We start from the raw sequence: 20,183 nt of genomic DNA on the forward strand, positions 1-20,183 counted from the left end.
ATTAGACCTTTTGAATGAACAGGTCACGATCAAATCGGTACTGAGGAAAGAACACGCCGTCTTTGGCACGTTCACCCGCACCAATTACCATGACAGGATATTGCTCATCATTCAGTTTCAGGATTTTACGAACTAGTGGTTCATCAAAACCCTCCATCATACAGCTATCAAAACCGTAGGCACGCAAAGCCAAGACTAAGTTTTCACAGGCCAAGGCGGTGGTTTTGGTTGCCCATAATTTTGCATCAGCAGGATTGAATGCAGTCACAGGAAGTTGTTTATCCAGTGTACGTACTACCTTAAAGGCGACTTTCTTAAAGTTGCCCAATGCGTTGAAGTAACCTGTTTTATAGTTGTATGGAATAAAGCGGTAATACTTCTGTACGGCAGGTGGGGCTTCTGGAAAAGGAAACTCACTAATGTTACGTTTTGCCATTTCATCAAGACGGTCTGTACGGGCAACACAGACAATCAGTTCAGAGGCGGTTTTTGCAGCCAGTTGGTTTAAACAGGCTTTGACCAATTGTTTTTTCTTACCTGAATTTTGCACCACATAAAAAGTCCACGGTTGTAAGTTGGATGAGTTGGGTGCAAGCAGCGCCAAATCCAGACAGGCATCTAAAACTTCGCTAGGAATCGGCTTGTCGGTAAATTTACGCACTGAACGGCGGCTTTCAATCACCTTGCGGAAATTGTCAACATCAATATCCTGTGGCGCGGCTTCATAATAACGTTTCTTTTCTGTTTGTGTTTGTTCTGACATGAGGAAAATATCATCCTAAAGTTATTTTATATTCATATTGGGACGTTCAATAAAAAAACCACCTCGATTTTGCAATGAAGTGGTTTTGTTTTCATTAATGAGTTATTGCCTCATTAATTGAACTGGGAAAAATCAGGTTTACGCTTTTGCATAAAGGCCTGTACCGCTTCCATCATTTCAGGTGAGCGGACACGTTGCATAAAGATTTCTGCTTCATCATCCACACAGGCAATAATTTCAGCCAGGTCTTTTTTCATGAGTGCCTTGCTTTGTTTCAGTGAAGCCAATGGCAGGGCAGCAAGATGTTGTGCCGTTTGTTGTGCCGTTGCATAAACATCTTCAACCACATCATTCACCAGATTTGCTTTTACTGCTGTTGCAGCATCAAACTTTTTCGCCGTGAATAATAGTTCGGCTGCTTTTTGATAGCCTGCCTGTTTCACCAATAAACGGCTTGCAGCACCTTCTGGAGAAAGGCCAAGACTCACAAATGGAATCTGGAACAGGGCTGTATTGTCAGCAAATACCATATCGGCATGTAACAGGATCGTTACACCAATACCAATTGCCACGCCTTTTACCGCAATAATCAGTGGCTTAGAAAAACGAGCCGCAGCTTTTAATAATACAAATGGCGGCTGGTCACCCGCTTTGCCTTCATATGGCTTTTGCATAAAGCCCATGAAGTCTTTCATGTCATTACCCGCCGTAAAGTCCTGTTCTGCACCACGGAAAATCACCACGCGAACGTCCTTGTTGGTATCTGCTTCATCTAAAGCCTTTGCGATCCACAGGTAAAGTTCACCATAAAGTGCATTTTTTGCTTCTGAACGGTTAATGGCTAAGGTGAGTACGCCATCTTCTAAATTTGCTTGCAAATGTTGATGAGGTTGTTGAATACAGCTAAGTGTCATCGTACTATCCTTGCTTTAATCCAGATTGATTTTTAAGTGTCCTCATTATGTCGCATATTTACCTGAATGGTGCAACTGATGAGTTCACAAAAAGTGAAATGACGCCTATGTACACATTTGACTATCTTGTTTTTATTGGACGCTTTCAGCCATTTCATCTGGCTCATATGCAAACCATTGAAATTGCCTTGCAGCAAAGTCAGCATGTGATCTTGGCTTTGGGGTCGGCACAATTGGAACGGAATATCAAGAATCCATTTTTGGCGACTGAACGTGAGCAGATGATTCTCTCCAATTTTTCAGAGCAAGACCAAAAACGGATTCACTTTGTGCATGTGATTGATGTTTATAATGATGAAAAATGGGTGAAGCAGGTTAAAGGGCTTGTTAACCAGATCATCCAGCCAAATGCGAAAGTTGGCCTGATTGGTCACTTTAAGGATGAGTCCTCCTATTACTTGGCCTTGTTTCCTGAGTGGGAAATGGTGGAATTGGACAGCCTGAAAGATGCGATTTCGGCAACACCAATGCGAGAAGCCTATTATCGCGGTGAGATACATACGGAATTTTTTCCAGAGGGGACAGTCCAGTTCCTTACGCAATTTCAGAAGTCCCCAATCTACACTGAATTACAGAAAAAATATCTCGCCGATGACCGCAGTAATATTCAGTAAATTAGTTGAATGTTTTTAACTCATTGATGAGGAAATCAATAAAAACACGGATATGAAAAGATTCGTGTTTTTTAGATGGATAAACCAAAGAAAAAGGGCGTGATGCTCCAGAAAAGTCTTTTAGGACTTCAACAAGTTCATTATTTTCGAGTTCTTTTTCCACAATAAAGCGATAGGTCTGCAATAAACCTGCACCATGTTTGGCTAAGGTGACGGTTCCTAAAATATCATCCAGACAACGTAGTTTTGCGGTGGTGACATATTCAACAATTTGGCGATTTACATTGAATAGCCAGGCTACATTTTTTCCTGTGCTGGGGAGTACAAACTGAATGCATTGGTGCTGCTGCAAGTCCTCAATGTTTTGCGGTGTACCAAATTGCTTTATATATTGCGGTGATGCAACCACAACCAGTTCCGCTTGTTCGAGTTGGCGTGCAATCAGGCTTGAATCAGCAAACTGTCGTCCACGAATCGCCAGATCATAACCCTCCGCTATAAAGTCCACATTTTTATTGGTGAGCTGTATATCAATCTCGATCTTTGGATATTGCTGTGAGAACTTTGCCAGTAAAGGCAATATTCGATAATGCCCATAAGGTGTGGGAACGCTGATTCTGATGAGACCAGTAGGTTGCTGGTTCTGGTTTTTTAATTGTTGCTCCGCTTCAAGAATCTGGTTCAATGCCTGTTTGCATTCATCGAAATATATTTTGCCTTGCGGGGTTAAACGGACCTGACGAGTGGTTCTGACAAAAAGGGGGATGGTCAAATGCTTTTCCAGACGGGCAATGGAACGACTCACGGCTGCTGGGCTGACCCCCGCATGCAGTGCCGCTTTGGAAAAACTTTGATATTCAGCAACCAGACAAAACAGTTCTACACTGCTAAACATCATGCGTTTGAGTTGTTGAGTCATTGATTACACCATGTAAAAAATGATTTGAGTTATATGCTATTTAAGCACATAAATGTAAATAATAAGATGGCTACATCCTTTGTGATGGAGTGATTATATGAAACTATTTTATTCACCAGACGCCTGTTCTTTAGCCCCGCATATTGTTTTAAGAGAACTTGGAATTTCCTTTGAGTTGATCAAGGTGGATTTACAGCAGCATCTGACTGCGTTGGGCGAGGATTTTTATCAGTTTAATCCAAAAGGACAGGTGCCTTTGTTACAGCTTGGGGATGGTTCATTTTTAACTGAGGGTGCTGTCATCAGCCAGTTTCTGGTTGATCAGGCTGGTCGAAGAGATTTGTTGGCTGAAATCAATACACCGCAACGTTATCAAGTGCTGGCATGGATGAACTTTATTGCTTCAGAAATTCATAAGGCATATTCACCATTTTTCCATGAATCGTATGGTGAGCAGAGCAAAGCTGTATTTAGCGAAATCTTAAATAAGCACTATGAATGTGTGGATCAGCAATTGGCTGGGCAAGACTATTTAACTGGAAATGATTTCACCATTGCGGATATTTACCTGTTTGTCGTAACGCGATGGGCTGGCTTTATTGACTTAGAGCTGGGACATTTTATTCATTTGACCAGATTTATGCAGCAAGTTGCCAACCGTCAAACAGTCCAGGAAGCGATTGCAGCCGAAGCTGCTTAGAAACATCTATCTTAATAAAATAATACCAGAGGAGAGGAAAATCATGCCTTATATCCTGATTCAAGTGACGAAAGAGAATGTTTCAGTACAGCAAAAGCAGCAACTGATTAAAGAGGCGACAGAGCTTGTGGTTCGGGTGCTGGACAAAGATCCTGCAACCACATTTGTGGTGATTGATGAAGTGGATACAGATAATTGGGGCGTGGCGGGCGAATCGGTATCCATGCTAAGACAGAAACAGAGCATAAAAGTAGGCGATGGAATTGGGTGACAAATATGGTTAAACACACAATTTTAGATATTCATTCGCAACTCCAGAAATATTTTGATGGTTTATATTTTTGTGATGTGAATCAACTGCAAGATGTGTTGCATCCTGATGCAGTTTATATCAATGCAAACGATGATCCTCTCTTGAAAATGGATATGGAATCATATTTTGCAATTGTGGAAAAACGTGTTTCACCCGCATCTAAAAATGAGTTAAGACAGGATAAAATTGTCTCAATCAACCTGATTCATGATCAATTGGCGATAGTGCATGTTGAGTGCGCTATCCAACCGAAATACTTTTATGATGCATTAACACTGATATATGAACAGCAGCAATGGAAAATTATCGCCAAAGTTTTTCATTATGAAACTCTGTCATCTTGAATCTTTCAAGATTAAAAAGGAAGTTGCTTGGGTTTATGTGACTTAAGCATCTTCCCAAAAGATGATTCGGTTTGAAAATGGATCGGTGATGCTCAGTTCCAGAGTTTCCCAGTCTGTTTTTTCAATTTGAGGCTTGGCAAACCTATAATCACTTTTAGTCAGTTCAGCATGCAGCGAGGCAAGGTCTTCCCAATAAATACGGATGGCGCTATGCGGACTAGCATCACCAAAATGCTCTGAAAGGTGAATGATACAGTCGCCTTTGGAAACCTGTAGGTATAAAGGAAAGTTGTCTCCAAACCTGTGCTGCCAGTCAATCTGGAAACCTAGATATTCCAGATAGAAACTATTGGCCAACTCAAGATCAAAGATCCGAAAGATGGGGGTAATTGTACCAGACTGCATGATGCTTCCTCTTAACGAACACCAAATTGTTGCACCCAGTATGCCTTGGGTTTTTCTGATTGATCAAAGCTACAGGCAACTGCGTAATCGGTAAATTTTGACTGCATCAGGTTGCTGCAATGCACAGGGCTGCTGACCCAGGTTGCCATGACTTCATCCAGATTCTTTTGTCCACGTGCCACATTCTCACCGCCACCCCGCGTTTTAACCTGATACAGTTGAAGACGTGACCTTAAATTCAAGCCTGTGCTACTGGTATGACCCAGAAAATTATGTTCTGCCATATCCTGTGCATGGGCAAGAGAACTCCTATGCAGACCGCTATTCCATGTTAGTGGTGCCACAGCGGCAAAATATTGTTGCCCACATTGACGGGGATGTTGCCGAATTTCATTAATTGCATTCATGATGACCTGCTGATAGGCGGGATTCTGTAAATCCTGACAGCTTATTTCCAGGGCGGGTTTTTGAATTTGGGGAATGGACGCAGCAATGTCCTGTGGCATCGTGGTTGAACTCACCCCACATGCTGAGATAAAAAGATAAAAAGGCAACGAGATAAATACCTTGAACTGACTCATTTGGATGCCTTTGGTTGAATTATTTGAATATTTTCATCATACGCCAAGCTCAAAGATAGGAGCAATTTGCCGCAACAAAAAAGCAAGTGAAACTTGCCTTTTGTTACCTAGGTTTACGAAGCTGCTTGCAGTGTTTTTAAATCTTCAAGCACCTGTTCGGCATGTCCTGCGGCCTTTACTTTTCTATAGCTTTTAACCAGTTGTTTGTTATGGAAAATAAAGGTAGAGCGTTCAATACCCATCACCTGTTTGCCATACATATTTTTTTCCTTAATCACATCAAAGTGTTTACAAAGCACTTCTTCCTTATCGCTAATCAGGTCAATGGTCAGTGCCTGTTTTTCGGTAAAGTTCTGGTGTGCCTTGACCGAGTCGCGGGATACACCAATGATTTTACAGTTCAATCCATCAAACTGGTCTTTTAGGCAGGAAAAGCCAACCGCCTGGGTTGTACACCCAGGAGTTGAGTCTTTTGGGTAAAAATATAATACCAGCCATTCATTTGTGAGTTCGGCTAGGTTGATTTCGCCCTGAGTGGCTGGAAAGGTTTGATTGGGTAACTGGATTTGTTCAGACATTTTGTATCCTTTGCCAAAGCTAAATTTGATCTAATTCAAGGGGTAAAAAAGCATATTCTTCATGATAAACAATATTTCCCTGACGTACAGGAATAGCTTTGTTAAAAATTGGCCCGTCAATCACAGTGGTATGGAATTCTCCACCCTCACCGCAAGGATCAATGCCACGATGCTCAAGTTCCTGAATGTATTCCAGTGTCAGGATTTTGCCTAAATCCTCAACTTGCATGCCCAGTTTTAGGTTTACGGTGACAATCACGCTACGGAAGCCAAGATTGATAAACTCTTCAACCACCTCTCGGTGAGGGCGTAGCCATAGCGGCATACCCAGTTTCAGCCCGACTTGTTGGGTAACGCGATCATGCCAGCAACCATGCTGGGGCATATCCAGGTCCCCTGTGACCAGTACCTCAGCCCTTTGTTGTTTGGCCTGACGGAGTAGCTCTATGAACTTGCTTTCATAATCTACCCAACTTGAGGAGGCCATAAAAACAGGCAAACCAATTGAGTCAGCTTGTGCTCGGATAATATCAAGCGGCATGGCATGTGAACGGGAGCGCTGACCCTGTTCTTCCAGCATCACAATCAGTCCAATGACCTTGCCTGTTTGCAGGGTATGATACAAGGCGAGGGAACTATCCTTGCCACCACTAAAGGAAACAATACATTGGCTGTGGTGGGCATTGGTTTTCCATTGGTCCTGCATGGTATTGTTCAACTTATTAGAGATAAAGGAAATTTTAACAGAACTTATAAAAAAGCCTGCATCAATGCAGGCCTTGTTTACAACAGCGCAGGATTATTTTTTAGGTGCCTGTTGCTGGGCAGCTTTCATTGCTTCCTCAGTCAACTTTTCTAGCTTGGTAACAAGCGGTGCACCTAGGCAAGCCTGTAAATCCTTATTCTGTTGCTGTACAAAGGCAAGGGAGCTTGGACTTTTCTTGGTATTGATTGCACTTTGAATTTCCCATTTCTGTGCTTCAGTTACTTTGCCCTGTGCTTCAATATTACAAGAACAGAATTTGCTGACTTCTGCCGCAGTCAGTTTTCCACCCTTTGTGGTCTGGTCTTTACAGACGTTGATCAATGCAGATTTGACATTGGTACTTTTATACGCAGCTTGGAGTGGATTCTCATCCGCAGCATGGGTTGCCGTTGCAAGTAGGGCAGCCGCTGACATCATTGTGGAAAGAATAAGATTTGATTTAAAAAACTTCATATATTGTACCTAATTATAACCCTATATCGTCTATTCGGTATAACGTGTAGGATCCGCAATACCTGCTTCGATAAAACCTTGTTGACGTAAACGGCAACTGTCGCATTTGCCACACGCACGTCCTTGAGCATCTGCTTGATAGCAGGATACCGTTTGACTATAGTCTACGCCATGTTCGATACCTAAGCGTATAATATTCGCTTTGGATAAATGTAACAAAGGTGTTTCAATTTTAAGGGGTTTTCCTTCCACACCCGCTTTTGTTGCCAAACGCGCAAGATTGGCAAATGCATCAATAAACTCAGGACGACAGTCAGGATATCCTGAATAATCAACGGCATTGACTCCAATCACGATGGCTTCGGCATCAAAAACCTCAGCGGCGGCAAGTGCATAGGACAGGAAAATTGTGTTACGTGCAGGAACATAAGTTACAGGAATACCTTCCTGTAATTGTTCTGGCACATCAATGTTATGGTCTGTAAGTGCCGAGCCACCTAAATTTCCAAGATCAATATTAATGACACGGTGCTCAACACCCGCATGCTGGGTCAAGGCCCTGGCTGCATCAAGTTCTGTGGTGGAGCGCTGTCCATACATAAAACTAATGGCAATACATTCATAGCGTGCTTGTGCCCAGGCAAGGCAAGTTGTTGAGTCTAAGCCACCAGACAATAATACGATGGCGCGGGAACGCATATTATTTTCCATGATTCAACCTAAATATATTTAATGAAAGCAAATTCGAAAATGAACCGAGTTTGAACTGTTTAGCGACCAGATTCATCATTCCACAACAGTTTATGCAACTGTAGCTGGAAGCGAACAGGGAGATGGTCATCTAAAACCCACTGTGCCAGGTCACGCGCAAAAGCAGGCAGGACAGCAGCACCTTTTTCAACGGCAAAGGCAGGGGAGAACCAAACGGTACTGACCTTATCCTGCAATTGAAAATTGATCAATTGTTGCTTCGACCATTCATAATCCTCACGATTACAAATCACAAACTTAATTTGATCATGTAGGGTTAAATAGTCAAGATTGGTTAATAAATTACGATGGTCTTCTTTTGATGTCGGTGTCTTTAAATCAAGCACTTTGGAAACACGGGGGTCAACCTTGGAAACATCCAACGCACCACTGGTTTCAAGTGACACCTGAAAACCTAAATCACATAAGCGTTGTAATAATATTAGACAATTGGGTTGTGCCAGAGGTTCACCTCCAGTGACACAAATATAAGGTGTTTTATATTGGCTTGCTGTTTCAATGATGTGTTCAAGTGACAGACGTTCACCGCCCTCAAATGAATAGGTGGTATCACAATAACTGCAACGTAATGGGCAACCTGTCAGGCGAATAAAAACGGTAGGTAAACCAAAAGTGTTCGCTTCGCCTTGCAAGGAATAAAAAATCTCGGTAATGCGTAAACCAGCCGCAGGATCGGAGACAGGAATTGCAGAAGAACGTAAGGAAGCCATAGATTCAGAACCACACCATATAAAAGAACAAAATCCCTACAACCATGACTGGTTGTAGAGACGAAGAATAACGGGATTAGAGTTGCTTAGTCAGCGCGTAACAAGTCATTCAAGCTGGTTTTTGCACGTGTTTTTGCATCCACTTTCTTCACGATAATCGCGGCATAAAGGCTGTAGGTACCACACTTAGATGGCAGACTGCCCGCAACAACCACAGAACCTGCTGGTACTCGGCCATAATGGATCTCGCCAGTTTCACGGTCATAAATCTTGGTGGACTGGCCAATGAAAACGCCCATTGAAATCACAGAACCTTCACCAACAATCACGCCTTCAACGATTTCAGAACGGGCACCGATGAAACAGTTGTCTTCAATAATGGTTGGATTTGCCTGTAATGGTTCTAACACACCACCAATACCCACACCACCTGACAGGTGAACATTCTTGCCGATTTGTGCACATGAACCTACAGTAGCCCATGTATCCACCATTGTACCCTCATCCACATAGGCACCAATGTTGACATAAGATGGCATCAACACCACATTTTTTGCCTGGAAGCTGCCACGACGAGCAACCGCAGGTGGTACAACACGCACGCCAGCCGCTTTAAACTGCTCTTCAGTCCAACCTGAGTATTTGGTTGCCACCTTGTCATAGAACTGTAGATCACATGCTTCGATTGGCTGGTTGTCATTCAGTTTGAACGAAAGTAAAACGGCTTTTTTTAACCATTGGTGAACAACCCACTCACCATCGATTTTTTCAGCAACACGAAGTGTGCCATTGTCCAAACCTGCCAATGCTTCTTCTACAGCCTGACGAATTTCAGTAGGGCAGTCCGCTGCGCTATAGTTGGCACGGTCTTCAAATGCTTGCTCAATGATCGTAGAAAGCTGAGACATGATCTTCCTTCTTCCAAAAAAATTTTGAAGATTTTACACTAATTTGCTACAAGAATCTTTGAAAAAAATAGTTACAATAATTTGTTTTTAAAATATGGAATAAAACGGTAATGAAAGCGGATTTAGTTGTTTTTTATTCATTATTTTGGAATACACAATTATCCTGAATTTGTATCAAAAAATAACAAAAAGTAATCAGTTTCTGTATAAAAAGATATGAATCATTATTTTAATATAAAACCACGGTAACAATTATATTTAAATAAAAGCGTTTTTTTTGAGGAGACTTCAATGAAAGCTGTACGTATTCTTTTAAGTGCTGGTATTTTAACTGCAATTGCTGGAACAACTTTTGCGGCTGATGAGCGTATTGTGACAGATGAGGGTGTAGCAACTTTCTCTTTCTTGAAACCAGCATCTGTTCGTGCTGAAGTTGGTACAACAGGTTATGGTGGAGCAATTTCTTACAATGCCAATCCATATGTGGGTGTAACACTGGGTTATAACGGTGGTGATATCTCATGGTCAGATGATCTCAAGATTAATGGTTCAAAGTATGACCTTGATATGGATAACAACAACGTTTATTTAAACGCTGAGATTCGTCCTTGGGCAAATTGGTTCTATGTTGCAACTGGTGTATCTTACCTTGACAATGATTATGGTTTGGAGCGTCGTGCGGGACAAAATGCTTCATTTAAGGTTGATGGCGCACGTTTTGCAAACCCTCTAGGCACTACTCAAATTAACGGTACGATGAAATACAAAAATGATATCGTACCTTATGTAGGTGTAGGCTTCTCTCCTGCAATTACTAACCGTTGGGGTGTATTTGGAGAGTTGGGAGCTTATTATACAGGTAACCCAACTGTTAGTTTAAATGCTGACGCAGCTTCATTGGCATTAGTTGGCGATGATGGACGTACATTAGGTCAGGCAATTCGCGCTGAAGAACGCAAAATTGAGAACAAAGGTACTTATGAATGGTTGCCTGCTGCTAAACTTGGTGTAAGTTTCCGTTTCTAATACTTAGTTGTTATAAAAAACGAGCGTAATGCTCGTTTTTTTATGTCTGTTTTATTGCAATATTCAAGTATATCCAAGCTTTTCCATCTTTAAAAAAGCTACCGCTTATCTATTGTCGGGCTGTGATTATAAAAAAACCTTGATTGTATGTTTCACTTTGTTTAATGATCAAAACAACAGCATTATGAAATAAAGGAGAACAATTCCAGAAAGTTTATAAAATAAAAATGAATCAGGATGAAATTCAATATAATACGATAAGGATAAGATAATATGCAGCCATCCAACGGAACAGCCACAACTTCATTATGGTCAAAAGTTGCAGTCATCACCGATTTATTTGCTTTTCCACTGAGAACCTCTCATTACCTTGAGTTGGTAAATCCACTCTGGTCAACCCATAAATTACAGGCAAGGATTGAGCGTGTATGGGATGAGACCAAAGATGCCCGTACCATTACCTTAAAACCTGGTCTAAATTGGCGTGGTCACCGTGCTGGTCAGCATGTTCGGGTCGGTATTCCTGTTGAGGGAATGCACTATACCCGAACCTATACCATCTCTTCCTCACCTGAACGGGAAGAGCAGGATGGATGTTTTACCATTACGGTAAAAGCCATTGCAGATGGACGTATCTCACGCCACATCGTGCGTAATTTAAAGGTTGGAGATTATTTACCCATTGGTTTGCCACAGGGCGATTTTTATCTGCCCGATGCACAGCCCGTAAAACCTCTATTTATTACCGCAGGCAGTGGTATTACTCCAGCCAGAAGTATGATCACCAGTTTGATTGCACGGGAACGTTTGGCTGATAGTGTGCATATTCATTATGCACCGCATGAGTTTGACATGATTTTTGGGCAGGAGTTGCGGCAACTGGCGCAACAATATCCACGTTACACCTTGCATGAAGTGCATACCCATGCATTGGGGGATGAACAGGAAAAACGCCGTCAATGCTATTTTAATGAAGACCAGCTCTCCCGACTTTGCCCTGACTGGCATGAGCGGGAAGTCTATGCCTGTGGTCCACCAGCTTTGCTGGATGCGGTTGAACAATTGTTTGAACAGGCTGGGCGTTCCCGCTACGTGCATACTGAACGCTTTCGTGCCGCATTTGCAGAAGTACCTCAAGATGCGGTGGGTGGTCTGGTGCGTTTTGCGCAAAGTGATATTGCGGTACAGGCCGATCATCAGACTCCATTATTGCGTGTTGCCGAAGATGCAGGGATGAATCCACCGCATGGCTGTCGAATGGGGATTTGTCATACCTGTAATACCACGCTGGTTTCAGGTTGTGTCCGTGATTTGCGTACAGGCAAGATTATTAATGAAGCAGGCAGCATTGTACAAACCTGTGTTTGTGCAGCGGCTGGTGATTGTGAACTGAATCAATAGGAGCGGATGAGATGACACATAAACTTCCTGTAAATCTTACTGATGCCCAGATTGAAGAGTTCGGTCGTGAAATGGATGCCATTTATAACGAAGTCATGGACAGTCGGGGAGAGAAAGACCGTGCCTATATTCTCAAGGTGATTCGTACCCAACGCAGTATGGCGGTGATTGGACGGATCATTATTTATGCAGGCCTGTTTTTTATTCCTGCATGGGGGCATGCCCTAGCGTCATGGGGAATCGCATTAGGCATTATGGCAATTGGTACATTTATGCTGGGGTGTGCCAAAATTCTGGAAAATATGGAAATTGGCCATAATGTGATGCATGCCCAGTGGGACTGGATGAAAGACCCCGAAATTCAGTCCAATACTTGGGAATGGGATAACATGAGCCCGTCTGATCGTTGGATGAACTCGCATAATGTGGTACACCATACCTGGACCAATGTATTGGAAAAAGATTTGGATGTGGGGTATGGCATTTTGCGGGTGACACCGATGCAGCCGTGGAAACCCTCTTTTTTATTGCAACCCCTTTGGTTTATTTTGTTGATGCTGCTGTTTGAGGAGGGTGTAGCCCTGCATGAACAGGTCATTGATGACACACTGAAAGGCAAGAAAACATGGAAAGAAACACTTCCGATGTTTCGGCACATTGGCCGTAAAGTTCGTGGGCAGGTGATTAAAGATTATCTGATGTGGCCTCTGGCAGCCATGCTGGTCAGTATCCCAATTTCTTTTTATGTGCCTGCCTCACCGTTCTTGGTGTTTGGGCTGGTGGCTGGTGCAAATGCGATTGCCAATATCATTCGTAATGTCTGGGCCTTTGTGATTATTTTCTGTGGACATTTTCCAGCAGGGGTTCATACCTTTACCCTGGAGCAGGTTGAGGGAGAAACACGAGCAAGATGGTATTTACGTCAAATGCTCGGTTCAGCCAACATTGAGGGCGGTAAACTGTTCCATATTATGTCGGGAAATTTAAGCCATCAGATTGAGCATCATATTTTTCCTGATATGTGTAGCAACCGTTATCCAGAAGTGTCGCCCCGTGTTGAGGCATTGGCTGCACGCTATGGGATTCCCTATAACAGGGGTTCTTTAACACGACAGTTTGGCACAACATGGTGGAATAACATTCGTTTGGCATTTCCTAATTCATGAATAAACCCATAATTTTATAATTTAAAAGCCTATTCAGTGTAAGTTGAATAGGCTTTTGATTATTCATCAGGATAGGCAACTTTTTTAAGCGCCCTGATATCGGTTTCAGGTGAGCATAAGGAAATAAACTCATAACCATAACCACGAAGCAAATGTCCTTTGCGTACAGCAATCCATGTGGTATTGGCACCAAAAATATCGGTTTTGATCTGTTGTAGACGATAATCCCGCTCAGCATCATAGGCGACATCATTGACAATCCCTACACCCATATTCAGTTCAACATAGGTCTTGATGACATCGGCATCAAGTGCAGACATCACAATGTCAGCATGCAGTTGCGCATCTTCAAAGGCCTTGTCAATTTTTGAACGGCCTGTAAAACCACCATGATAGGTAATCAACGGATATTCCGCCAAGACTTCAAGGCTAATTTTGTCCAATTTGGCTAATGGGTGATCTTTAGGCGTAATGATGCTGTGATGCCATTCATAATAAGGCACGCTTGCCAGATTTTCTTCTGTGGTTAATGATTCCGTTGCGATGCCAATATCCGCCTCGCCCTGAAGTAGCATTTCTGCAATTTCTACTGGACTGGCCTGTTGTAAGACCAAGTGAACTTTTGGAAATAATTTCTTGAATTGATTCACAATCGGTGGAAGTACATAACGTGCCTGAGTATGGGTGGTGGCAATGGTCAGTGTTCCTTCATCCACCTTGTTAAAGTCATCGGCAAGACGCTTGATATTGTCTGCATCGACCAGCATGCGTTCAACAATACTCAACAATGACTGGCCTGGTTCAGTCAGCCCCAGTAAACGTTTACCTTTACGGACAAACAGTTGTACGCCTAATTCATCTTCCAGATCTTTAATGTGTTTACTGACACCTGACTGGGAGGTATAAAGTGCCGCAGACGCTTCGGTTAAATTAAAGTTTTGACGAACAGTTTCCCGAATAATTCTGAGTTGTTGAAAGTTCATAAATATTTTTCCACATATAGAGGTGGGGAACAACTAAAGTTCAGTAGGGAAGTTTAGTGTTCCTCCATATATTATTTTAAGCCACTTGAGTCGTTTGGTCTGCAAATAAATGAAGTTGAGCTGCACTAATCCAAACGGTTTGGTTTGGTCTGAACTGATGTAAGTTCGCTTCTTCTACACTTAATAAAATCTCGATGTTGCGTCCACTGCGATCTTGTAATTCAGCAATGACTTTACCTGCAATCCAGACTTCACGTAAGAAGGTTGCCTCAATGCTATTGGGTTGGGGTTGCGCATGAATATGCAGTTCATTTGGCCGTGCAAAGGCGATCACCTTGCCTTGTGGCGCATCAATAGCAGTTGGTAACTGAATACGGTCATCCCCAAGGCGAATGATACCGTCCGTATGTTCACCCTCAAAGCGGTTGGCCTGACCCAGGAAATCAAACACGAATGGTGTGGCTGGTTTTTCATACACTTCACGTGGTGAACCGATTTGCTCGACATCACCCTTGTTCATCACAATGATTTGATCGGCAACTTCCAGTGCTTCTTCCTGATCATGGGTCACAAAGATCGAGGTGATATGCAGTTCATCATGCAGGGTACGCAACCAGCGACGCAATTCCTTACGCACCTTGGCATCCAGTGCGCCAAAAGGTTCATCCAGAAGCAATACACGAGGTTCAACCGCCAAGGCACGAGCCAAAGCAATACGTTGACGTTGACCACCCGAAAGCTGGGCAGGATAACGGTCTGCCAAGAATCCCAATTGAACCAGGTCCAATAAACGGGTTACACGTTTTTTAATTTCGGCTTCTGTTGGACGGGTAGCACGTGGGCGCACTCGTAAACCGAAAGCAATATTGTCAAATACAGTCATGTGGCGGAACAGGGCATAGTGCTGGAACACAAAGCCGACCTGACGTTCACGCACATGGATATTGGTGGCATCCTCACCCTCAAGCAAGACCTGACCGCCATCCGCAGATTCAAGTCCTGCAATGATGCGTAACAGTGTGGTTTTACCGCAGCCAGATGGACCGAGCAATGCAACCAGTTCACCCTCAGGAAAGTCTAGGGAAATGTTTTTTAGCGCATGGAATGCACCAAAGTGTTTTTCAATATTTTTAACTTGAATACTCATGTGTTCATTCCTTATGTATTTGGCTGATGTTCATTGGCTTGGTCTTGACGGATTTCTAACCATGTTTTCAAAATCAGGGTAATGATCGCTAAAAATGCCAGTAATGAAGACACAGCAAATGCAGCACTAAAGGTATATTCGTTATAAAGAATCTCAACGTGTAACGGTAAGGTATTGGTCTGACCACGAATATGTCCTGACACCACCGATACCGCACCAAACTCACCCATTGCACGGGCATTACATAGAATCACACCGTAAATCAGACCCCATTTAATATTTGGCAGGGTCACTTTCCAAAAGGTTTGCCAGCCTGAAGCGCCCAAAACAATTGCAGCTTCTTCTTCCTCTGTGCCTTGCGCTTCCATTAGGGGAATCAATTCACGGGCAACAAAAGGAACGGTAATAAAAATGGTCGCCAATACAATCGCAGGAACTGCATACAGAATCTTGATGTCATGATCCATTAACCAGCCACCAATCCAGCCTTGTGTACCAAAAATCAGCACCAGCATTAAACCTGCAATGACAGGGGAAACCGAAAACGGCATATCAATAATGGTGGTGAGGATGGCCTTGCCACGGAACTGGAATTTAGCCACCGCCCATGCCGCGGCAACCCCGAATACCACATTGATTGGAACGGCAATCACAGCAGTTAATAAAGTCAGCTTCACCGCAGACAGGGTATCTGAATCGGTCAAGGCATTGATATACACTTCAATCCCTTGTTTAAATGCTTCTACAAACACCAGAATTAGCGGCAAAATCAGGCAGCTCAGAAAGAAAATCATTGCCACTGTGATCAGCGTATAACGTACCCAGGTCGGTTCACGGGTTGCATCGCGGGCCTGTAACTTGAGTGCCAAGGCATTGCTATTGTTATTTAAGCTCATTGTGCAACTCTCCCTGTACGACGGCTTGCCCATGCCTGTAATAAGTTAATTAAAAATAGGATGGCAAAGGAGAGGACCAGCATCACCACGGCAATGGTGGTTGCACCTGCATAATCATATTCTTCCAGACGGGAAATAATCATCAATGGTGCAATCTCGGTCTTATATGGCATATTCCCAGCGATGAAAATAACTGAACCATATTCACCCACACCACGGGCAAATGCCAGCGCAAAACCTGTCAGTAATGCAGGGAATAAAATCGGCAGAATCACCTTGCTAATGGTTTGCCAGCGATTTGCGCCCAGTGCAGAAGCCGCTTCTTCCAGTTCCGTTTCAATGTCACTGAGTACAGGTTGTACGGTACGCACCACAAAAGGCAGGCCAATAAAGATCAGCGCAAGGGTAATACCCAGCGGGGTATAGGCCACATGAATACCTAAGGGTTCAAGATATTGTCCAATCCAGCCGTTTTTCGCATACAGCGAAGTCAGAGCAATACCTGCAACCGCAGTTGGTAATGCAAAAGGAAGATCAACCAGTGCATCGACAATTCTTTTGCCTGGAAAGCTATAACGTACCAAGCACCATGCCAGTAATAAGCCAAAAATCACATTGACTGTGGCGGCAATCAAGGCGGCACTAAAGCTCAGTTGTAAAGACTTTAAAATTCGTTCTGAAGTTAAGATTTCCCATAATCCGTCCCATCCAATCCCAAAAGATTTGATAAATACAGCAGATAAAGGAATAAGCACAATCAAAGACACGTAAGCGAGGGTAAAGCCTAAAGAGAGACCAAACCCAGGCAGCACTCGGGAACGCTGCGACATGATATTTCCTCAAGAAGAGAGATGCTTGCTAAAGACCAGTAAGCAAATAAATAACGCGAAAACCAAAAGTATGAAGAGCTGAGCTTAGGCAAATTTCAGGTTAAAATTTGCCTGACTCATTCGGTTTACAGGCTGTATCTTTTTTTCGGGCAGCATGTAATTGAGGATTTCAGGAAAAGGACCAAACCCAGATGCCACATTGATATGACCAACCTGACCCAGATTAATCGGAGTGAGTTTCCATGCCTGTGCAAGTTGTAATGCATCGACATAACCCAGCCACGGATCATTTTCACTAATTAATAAAGTGGTCGGTACATCAATGCTGAGCTGATGAAAATATTGCTTGTAGTCCGTCAGACTATGACGGGCAAAACCACTTTCACCAAAACGGGCAGGGTTGGCAGGTGCCACCAGAATCAGGTTTTTCACTTTTGCCCTGAGTTCAGGATGTTCAGCAAGTGCCGCAACACTGGTTAGGCAACCAAAGCTGTGTGCAACGATTTGTACAGGCGATTTAACTGCCGCAACTGTTTTGACAAACTGGGCAACCCATTCATTTAATACTGGTCGGTCCCAGTGTTTTTGCTGCACACGAGAACTAGACACGAGTTGCTGTTGTAACCACGACTGCCAATGTTGTGCTTCACTGCTACCAACACCAGGAACAATGACTGTATGAACCATGTCTATTCTCCTTTAAATTTTCTTAACCTCTCCCTAGCCCTCTCCTAATAAGAGAGGGAATATCACGAATATGAGTAAGTCTTTGTATTCGTGGGAAGTCTCCCTCCTTTTAGGAGGGATGAGGAACGATTATAGTTCCGCAAGAGGGAGGGATTCTATTTGCCTGTGCTATTGGTCTTAACGATCTGGTCGAAAATACCGCCGTTGTCAAAGTGGGTTTTTTGTACCTTGGTCCAGCCACCAAACTCTTTATCAATGGTGACAAGTTTGAGCGGCTTAAATACATTGCTGTATTTCTTCAATGTGTCTGCATTACGCGGACGGTAGAAGTTACGCGCTGCAATTTCCTGACCTGCTGGTGAATACAGATAGTTCAGGTAACCACGGGCAATTTGCAGGTTACCTTTCTTCTCGGCATTTTTCTCAACCACTGCCACAGGCGGTTCAGCCAGAATTGAAAGTGATGGCGTCACAATCTCAAACTTGCCTGGCTGCTCACGTACGGCAAGGAACGCCTCATTTTCCCAAGCCAGCAACACGTCACCGATTCCACGTTCAGCAAAGGTCGTGGTTGAACCACGGGCGCCTGAGTCAAGCACCTTGGTTTGTTTATAAATCTGGCGTACGAATTCCTGTGCCTTGGCATCATTACCACCTTTCTGGTGTTTTGCCCAAGCCCACGCTGCTAAATAGTTCCAGCGCGCACCACCTGAAGTTTTAGGGTTCGGTGTAATGATTTCTACACCTGGCTTAATCAGGTCGCCCCAATCTTTAATCTGTTTAGGGTTGTCTTTACGCACAAGGAAAACGATGGTTGAGGTATAAGGTGTTGAGTTGTTTGGCAGTTTCTTCTGCCAGTCTGCTGGAAGCAATTTTGCATTTTCAGCAATTTCATCAATATCCGCTGCAAGGGCAAGTGTCACCACATCAGCATTTAAGCCATCAATCACGGCACGGGCCTGCTTGCCTGAACCACCATGGGATTGTTTGAAGTCAATATCCTGACCTGTACGCTGTTTCCAGAAAGCACCAAACTGCTTGTTGAAATCGGTATAAAGCTCGCGGGTTGGGTCATAAGAGACATTTAAAAACTCTTGTGCTGCAAAAGAAGACACTGAGAGTAATGCAGCAATGACACCAACTTTTAACTGAGATAAACGCATGAAAAACCCCTTTAATTGATCTGTTATAAACAGATCTTCAATCTTGATTTGGAATATGGATGCAGCATAACGCTAGTTTTTTTGCAAAAAAAATAATTAAAAACGAATTTGATATGAAAAAAATGCAATTGCATAAAACAGATAAGCTATGCTGAATTATTGATAAATAATAAATTTTTATTCCAATGCTTAAATTGTTATAATTATTTAAAATCAAAGAGTTATTTGTTGTTAATCATGTGTGCTATTTGGATTGAAAGGTGTTTGAATCATGCAATGCTATAAAAATGGACAATTCATTGATTCTATCCCTTTACTTGATCGGGCATTTCACTATGGAGATGGATGCTTTACCACAGCACGTATTTTTCAGGGAAATTTTGAACTAAAAGAATTGCACTTTGCACGTTTAAAACGGGCTTGCCAGAGCCTGAGTCTGGATGCTGATTTAACTCAAATTGAAAAATCAATGGAGCAGTTACAACAACAGCATCCAAGCTTAAATGGAACCTTAAAGATCGTGATTAGTCGTGGAGAGGGAAACCGTGGCTATAGCTTGCCTTTACATCCCGCCGATATTTACCTTTGGTATTATCCAGCCACATTACAGGCTTTCCAGCCTGAATGGATTGCCAGTGGAATGCTAAATCGGGCCTTGGGCCTGACCATGCCGAATCTGGTGGGCTTAAAAACCCTGAACCGTTTGGAGCAGGTGCTATTGAAACAGGAAGCAGACCAGCAGGGTTGGCTTGAGGCATTGGTCAGTGATGTACAGGGCTATATCGTTGAAGGCGTGAGCAGTAATTGTTTTATTCGTATAAATGGACGGTGGATTACGCCAGAACTTCGCTATAATGGCGTCCACGGTGTCATGCGGGCAACCATCCTGTCGCGGATGCAGCAATCACAGATTGAATGTGAGCAACGTTATATTGGAATAGATGAGCTTGGGCAGATTCAAAGCCTGTTTTTCTGTAATGCCTTACACTCGATGAAAGCGGTTGTTCGATTTCATGATCGAGCTTTAGAGCAACAACCCTGCCTTGATTTATTTAAAACTTTAAAACTGAACCAGATTGATTAAT

Annotated in this window: 25 protein-coding genes; 8 read left to right on the plus strand and 17 right to left on the minus strand. The window is 43.1% G+C overall.

Annotation, left to right across the window (positions count from 1 at the left end):
• Position 1 precedes the first annotated feature (1 nt).
• The gene (locus N5J47_RS10625; RefSeq protein ID WP_279959869.1) at positions 2-763 is read right to left on the minus strand and encodes a nitroreductase family protein; all 762 of its coding nucleotides are present in this window, start codon (positions 761-763) and stop codon (positions 2-4) included.
• 113 nt (positions 764-876) lie between these two features.
• Positions 877-1,677: an enoyl-CoA hydratase-related protein gene (locus N5J47_RS10630; protein WP_267978935.1), complete on the minus strand. Its 801-nt coding sequence runs from the start codon at positions 1,675-1,677 to the stop codon at positions 877-879.
• Between the two features lie 107 nt (positions 1,678-1,784).
• On the opposite strand from N5J47_RS10630, the gene N5J47_RS10635 reads away from it, so the two are divergent.
• The gene (locus N5J47_RS10635) at positions 1,785-2,351 is read left to right on the plus strand and encodes a nicotinate-nicotinamide nucleotide adenylyltransferase (protein WP_267980002.1); all 567 of its coding nucleotides are present in this window, start codon (positions 1,785-1,787) and stop codon (positions 2,349-2,351) included.
• Position 2,352: 1 nt separating this feature from the next.
• Here the strand turns inward: N5J47_RS10635 and N5J47_RS10640 are convergent, their stop codons facing one another.
• Positions 2,353-3,270: a LysR family transcriptional regulator gene (locus tag N5J47_RS10640; RefSeq protein ID WP_279959870.1), complete on the minus strand. Its 918-nt coding sequence runs from the start codon at positions 3,268-3,270 to the stop codon at positions 2,353-2,355.
• A gap of 97 nt (positions 3,271-3,367) precedes the next feature.
• Between N5J47_RS10640 and gstA the strand changes: the two genes are divergently transcribed.
• Genes gstA through N5J47_RS10655 form a run of 3 tightly spaced genes read left to right on the plus strand, consistent with a single transcriptional unit; the run spans position 3,368 to position 4,627 of the window.
• Positions 3,368-3,970 (plus strand): glutathione transferase GstA, encoded by a 603-nt coding sequence (gene gstA / locus N5J47_RS10645; RefSeq protein WP_279959871.1) that lies wholly within the window; start codon positions 3,368-3,370, stop codon positions 3,968-3,970.
• 43 nt (positions 3,971-4,013) lie between these two features.
• Positions 4,014-4,241, plus strand: a complete 228-nt coding sequence (locus tag N5J47_RS10650) for a 4-oxalocrotonate tautomerase family protein (RefSeq protein ID WP_279959872.1) — start codon at positions 4,014-4,016, stop codon at positions 4,239-4,241.
• A gap of 5 nt (positions 4,242-4,246) precedes the next feature.
• On the plus strand, positions 4,247-4,627 hold the full coding sequence (locus tag N5J47_RS10655; protein ID WP_279959873.1) for a nuclear transport factor 2 family protein: 381 nt from the start codon (positions 4,247-4,249) through the stop codon (positions 4,625-4,627).
• Positions 4,628-4,669: 42 nt separating this feature from the next.
• Here the strand turns inward: N5J47_RS10655 and N5J47_RS10660 are convergent, their stop codons facing one another.
• The 8 genes from N5J47_RS10660 to dapD form a co-directional block, all read right to left on the minus strand.
• Complete coding sequence (locus tag N5J47_RS10660) at positions 4,670-5,032, minus strand: glyoxalase superfamily protein (protein ID WP_279959874.1); 363 nt, start codon at positions 5,030-5,032, stop codon at positions 4,670-4,672.
• Positions 5,033-5,043: 11 nt separating this feature from the next.
• Positions 5,044-5,613, minus strand: coding sequence for a CAP domain-containing protein (locus tag N5J47_RS10665; RefSeq protein WP_267978941.1), 570 nt, complete (start codon positions 5,611-5,613; stop codon positions 5,044-5,046).
• Between the two features lie 113 nt (positions 5,614-5,726).
• Entirely contained in the window at positions 5,727-6,191 is a 465-nt protein-coding gene (locus N5J47_RS10670; protein WP_279959875.1) for a peroxiredoxin, read from the minus strand.
• Between the two features lie 19 nt (positions 6,192-6,210).
• Positions 6,211-6,897 carry a diphthine--ammonia ligase gene (locus tag N5J47_RS10675; protein WP_279959876.1) on the minus strand — a complete coding sequence of 229 codons (687 nt, stop codon included), beginning with the start codon at positions 6,895-6,897 and terminating at the stop codon, positions 6,211-6,213.
• Between the two features lie 93 nt (positions 6,898-6,990).
• Positions 6,991-7,410 carry a hypothetical protein gene (locus N5J47_RS10680; RefSeq protein ID WP_279959877.1) on the minus strand — a complete coding sequence of 140 codons (420 nt, stop codon included), beginning with the start codon at positions 7,408-7,410 and terminating at the stop codon, positions 6,991-6,993.
• A gap of 30 nt (positions 7,411-7,440) precedes the next feature.
• Complete coding sequence (gene queC / locus N5J47_RS10685; protein ID WP_279959920.1) at positions 7,441-8,109, minus strand: 7-cyano-7-deazaguanine synthase QueC; 669 nt, start codon at positions 8,107-8,109, stop codon at positions 7,441-7,443.
• A gap of 71 nt (positions 8,110-8,180) precedes the next feature.
• Positions 8,181-8,891, minus strand: a complete 711-nt coding sequence (queE, locus tag N5J47_RS10690; RefSeq protein WP_279959878.1) for a 7-carboxy-7-deazaguanine synthase QueE — start codon at positions 8,889-8,891, stop codon at positions 8,181-8,183.
• 86 nt (positions 8,892-8,977) lie between these two features.
• Entirely contained in the window at positions 8,978-9,799 is an 822-nt protein-coding gene (gene dapD, locus N5J47_RS10695) for a 2,3,4,5-tetrahydropyridine-2,6-dicarboxylate N-succinyltransferase (RefSeq protein WP_267978946.1), read from the minus strand.
• 291 nt (positions 9,800-10,090) lie between these two features.
• Between dapD and carO the strand changes: the two genes are divergently transcribed.
• The 3 genes from carO (at position 10,091) to N5J47_RS10710 (ending at position 13,392) form a co-directional block, all read left to right on the plus strand.
• Entirely contained in the window at positions 10,091-10,825 is a 735-nt protein-coding gene (carO, locus tag N5J47_RS10700; protein ID WP_279959879.1) for an ornithine uptake porin CarO, read from the plus strand.
• Positions 10,826-11,098: 273 nt separating this feature from the next.
• Positions 11,099-12,226, plus strand: coding sequence for a ferredoxin reductase (locus N5J47_RS10705; protein ID WP_279959880.1), 1,128 nt, complete (start codon positions 11,099-11,101; stop codon positions 12,224-12,226).
• A gap of 11 nt (positions 12,227-12,237) precedes the next feature.
• Complete coding sequence (locus N5J47_RS10710; protein WP_279959881.1) at positions 12,238-13,392, plus strand: acyl-CoA desaturase; 1,155 nt, start codon at positions 12,238-12,240, stop codon at positions 13,390-13,392.
• Between the two features lie 59 nt (positions 13,393-13,451).
• On the opposite strand, the gene N5J47_RS10715 is transcribed toward N5J47_RS10710, so the two are convergent.
• The 6 genes from N5J47_RS10715 to N5J47_RS10740 all read right to left on the minus strand — a co-directional run bounded on the left by N5J47_RS10715 (position 13,452) and on the right by N5J47_RS10740 (position 19,098).
• The gene (locus N5J47_RS10715) at positions 13,452-14,375 is read right to left on the minus strand and encodes a CysB family HTH-type transcriptional regulator (RefSeq protein WP_267978950.1); all 924 of its coding nucleotides are present in this window, start codon (positions 14,373-14,375) and stop codon (positions 13,452-13,454) included.
• Between the two features lie 76 nt (positions 14,376-14,451).
• Entirely contained in the window at positions 14,452-15,522 is a 1,071-nt protein-coding gene (gene cysA, locus N5J47_RS10720; RefSeq protein ID WP_279959882.1) for a sulfate ABC transporter ATP-binding protein, read from the minus strand.
• A gap of 11 nt (positions 15,523-15,533) precedes the next feature.
• Positions 15,534-16,418 (minus strand): sulfate ABC transporter permease subunit CysW, encoded by an 885-nt coding sequence (gene cysW, locus N5J47_RS10725; protein WP_279959883.1) that lies wholly within the window; start codon positions 16,416-16,418, stop codon positions 15,534-15,536.
• Positions 16,415-17,248, minus strand: coding sequence for a sulfate ABC transporter permease subunit CysT (gene cysT / locus N5J47_RS10730; protein ID WP_279959884.1), 834 nt, complete (start codon positions 17,246-17,248; stop codon positions 16,415-16,417). The genes cysW and cysT overlap by 4 nt, the downstream gene beginning before the upstream one ends.
• Before the next feature lie 84 nt (positions 17,249-17,332).
• Positions 17,333-17,935, minus strand: a complete 603-nt coding sequence (locus N5J47_RS10735; protein WP_279959885.1) for an alpha/beta hydrolase — start codon at positions 17,933-17,935, stop codon at positions 17,333-17,335.
• A 155-nt stretch (positions 17,936-18,090) separates the two neighbouring features.
• Positions 18,091-19,098 (minus strand): sulfate ABC transporter substrate-binding protein, encoded by a 1,008-nt coding sequence (locus N5J47_RS10740; protein WP_279959886.1) that lies wholly within the window; start codon positions 19,096-19,098, stop codon positions 18,091-18,093.
• A 271-nt stretch (positions 19,099-19,369) separates the two neighbouring features.
• Between N5J47_RS10740 and pabC the strand changes: the two genes are divergently transcribed.
• Positions 19,370-20,182 (plus strand): aminodeoxychorismate lyase, encoded by an 813-nt coding sequence (gene pabC, locus N5J47_RS10745; protein WP_279959887.1) that lies wholly within the window; start codon positions 19,370-19,372, stop codon positions 20,180-20,182.
• The last annotated feature ends 1 nt before the right edge of the window (position 20,183 follow it).

The sequence above is a fragment of the Acinetobacter sp. GD03645 genome, from assembly GCF_029845285.1.
GTDB lineage: Bacteria > Pseudomonadota > Gammaproteobacteria > Pseudomonadales > Moraxellaceae > Acinetobacter > Acinetobacter corruptisaponis.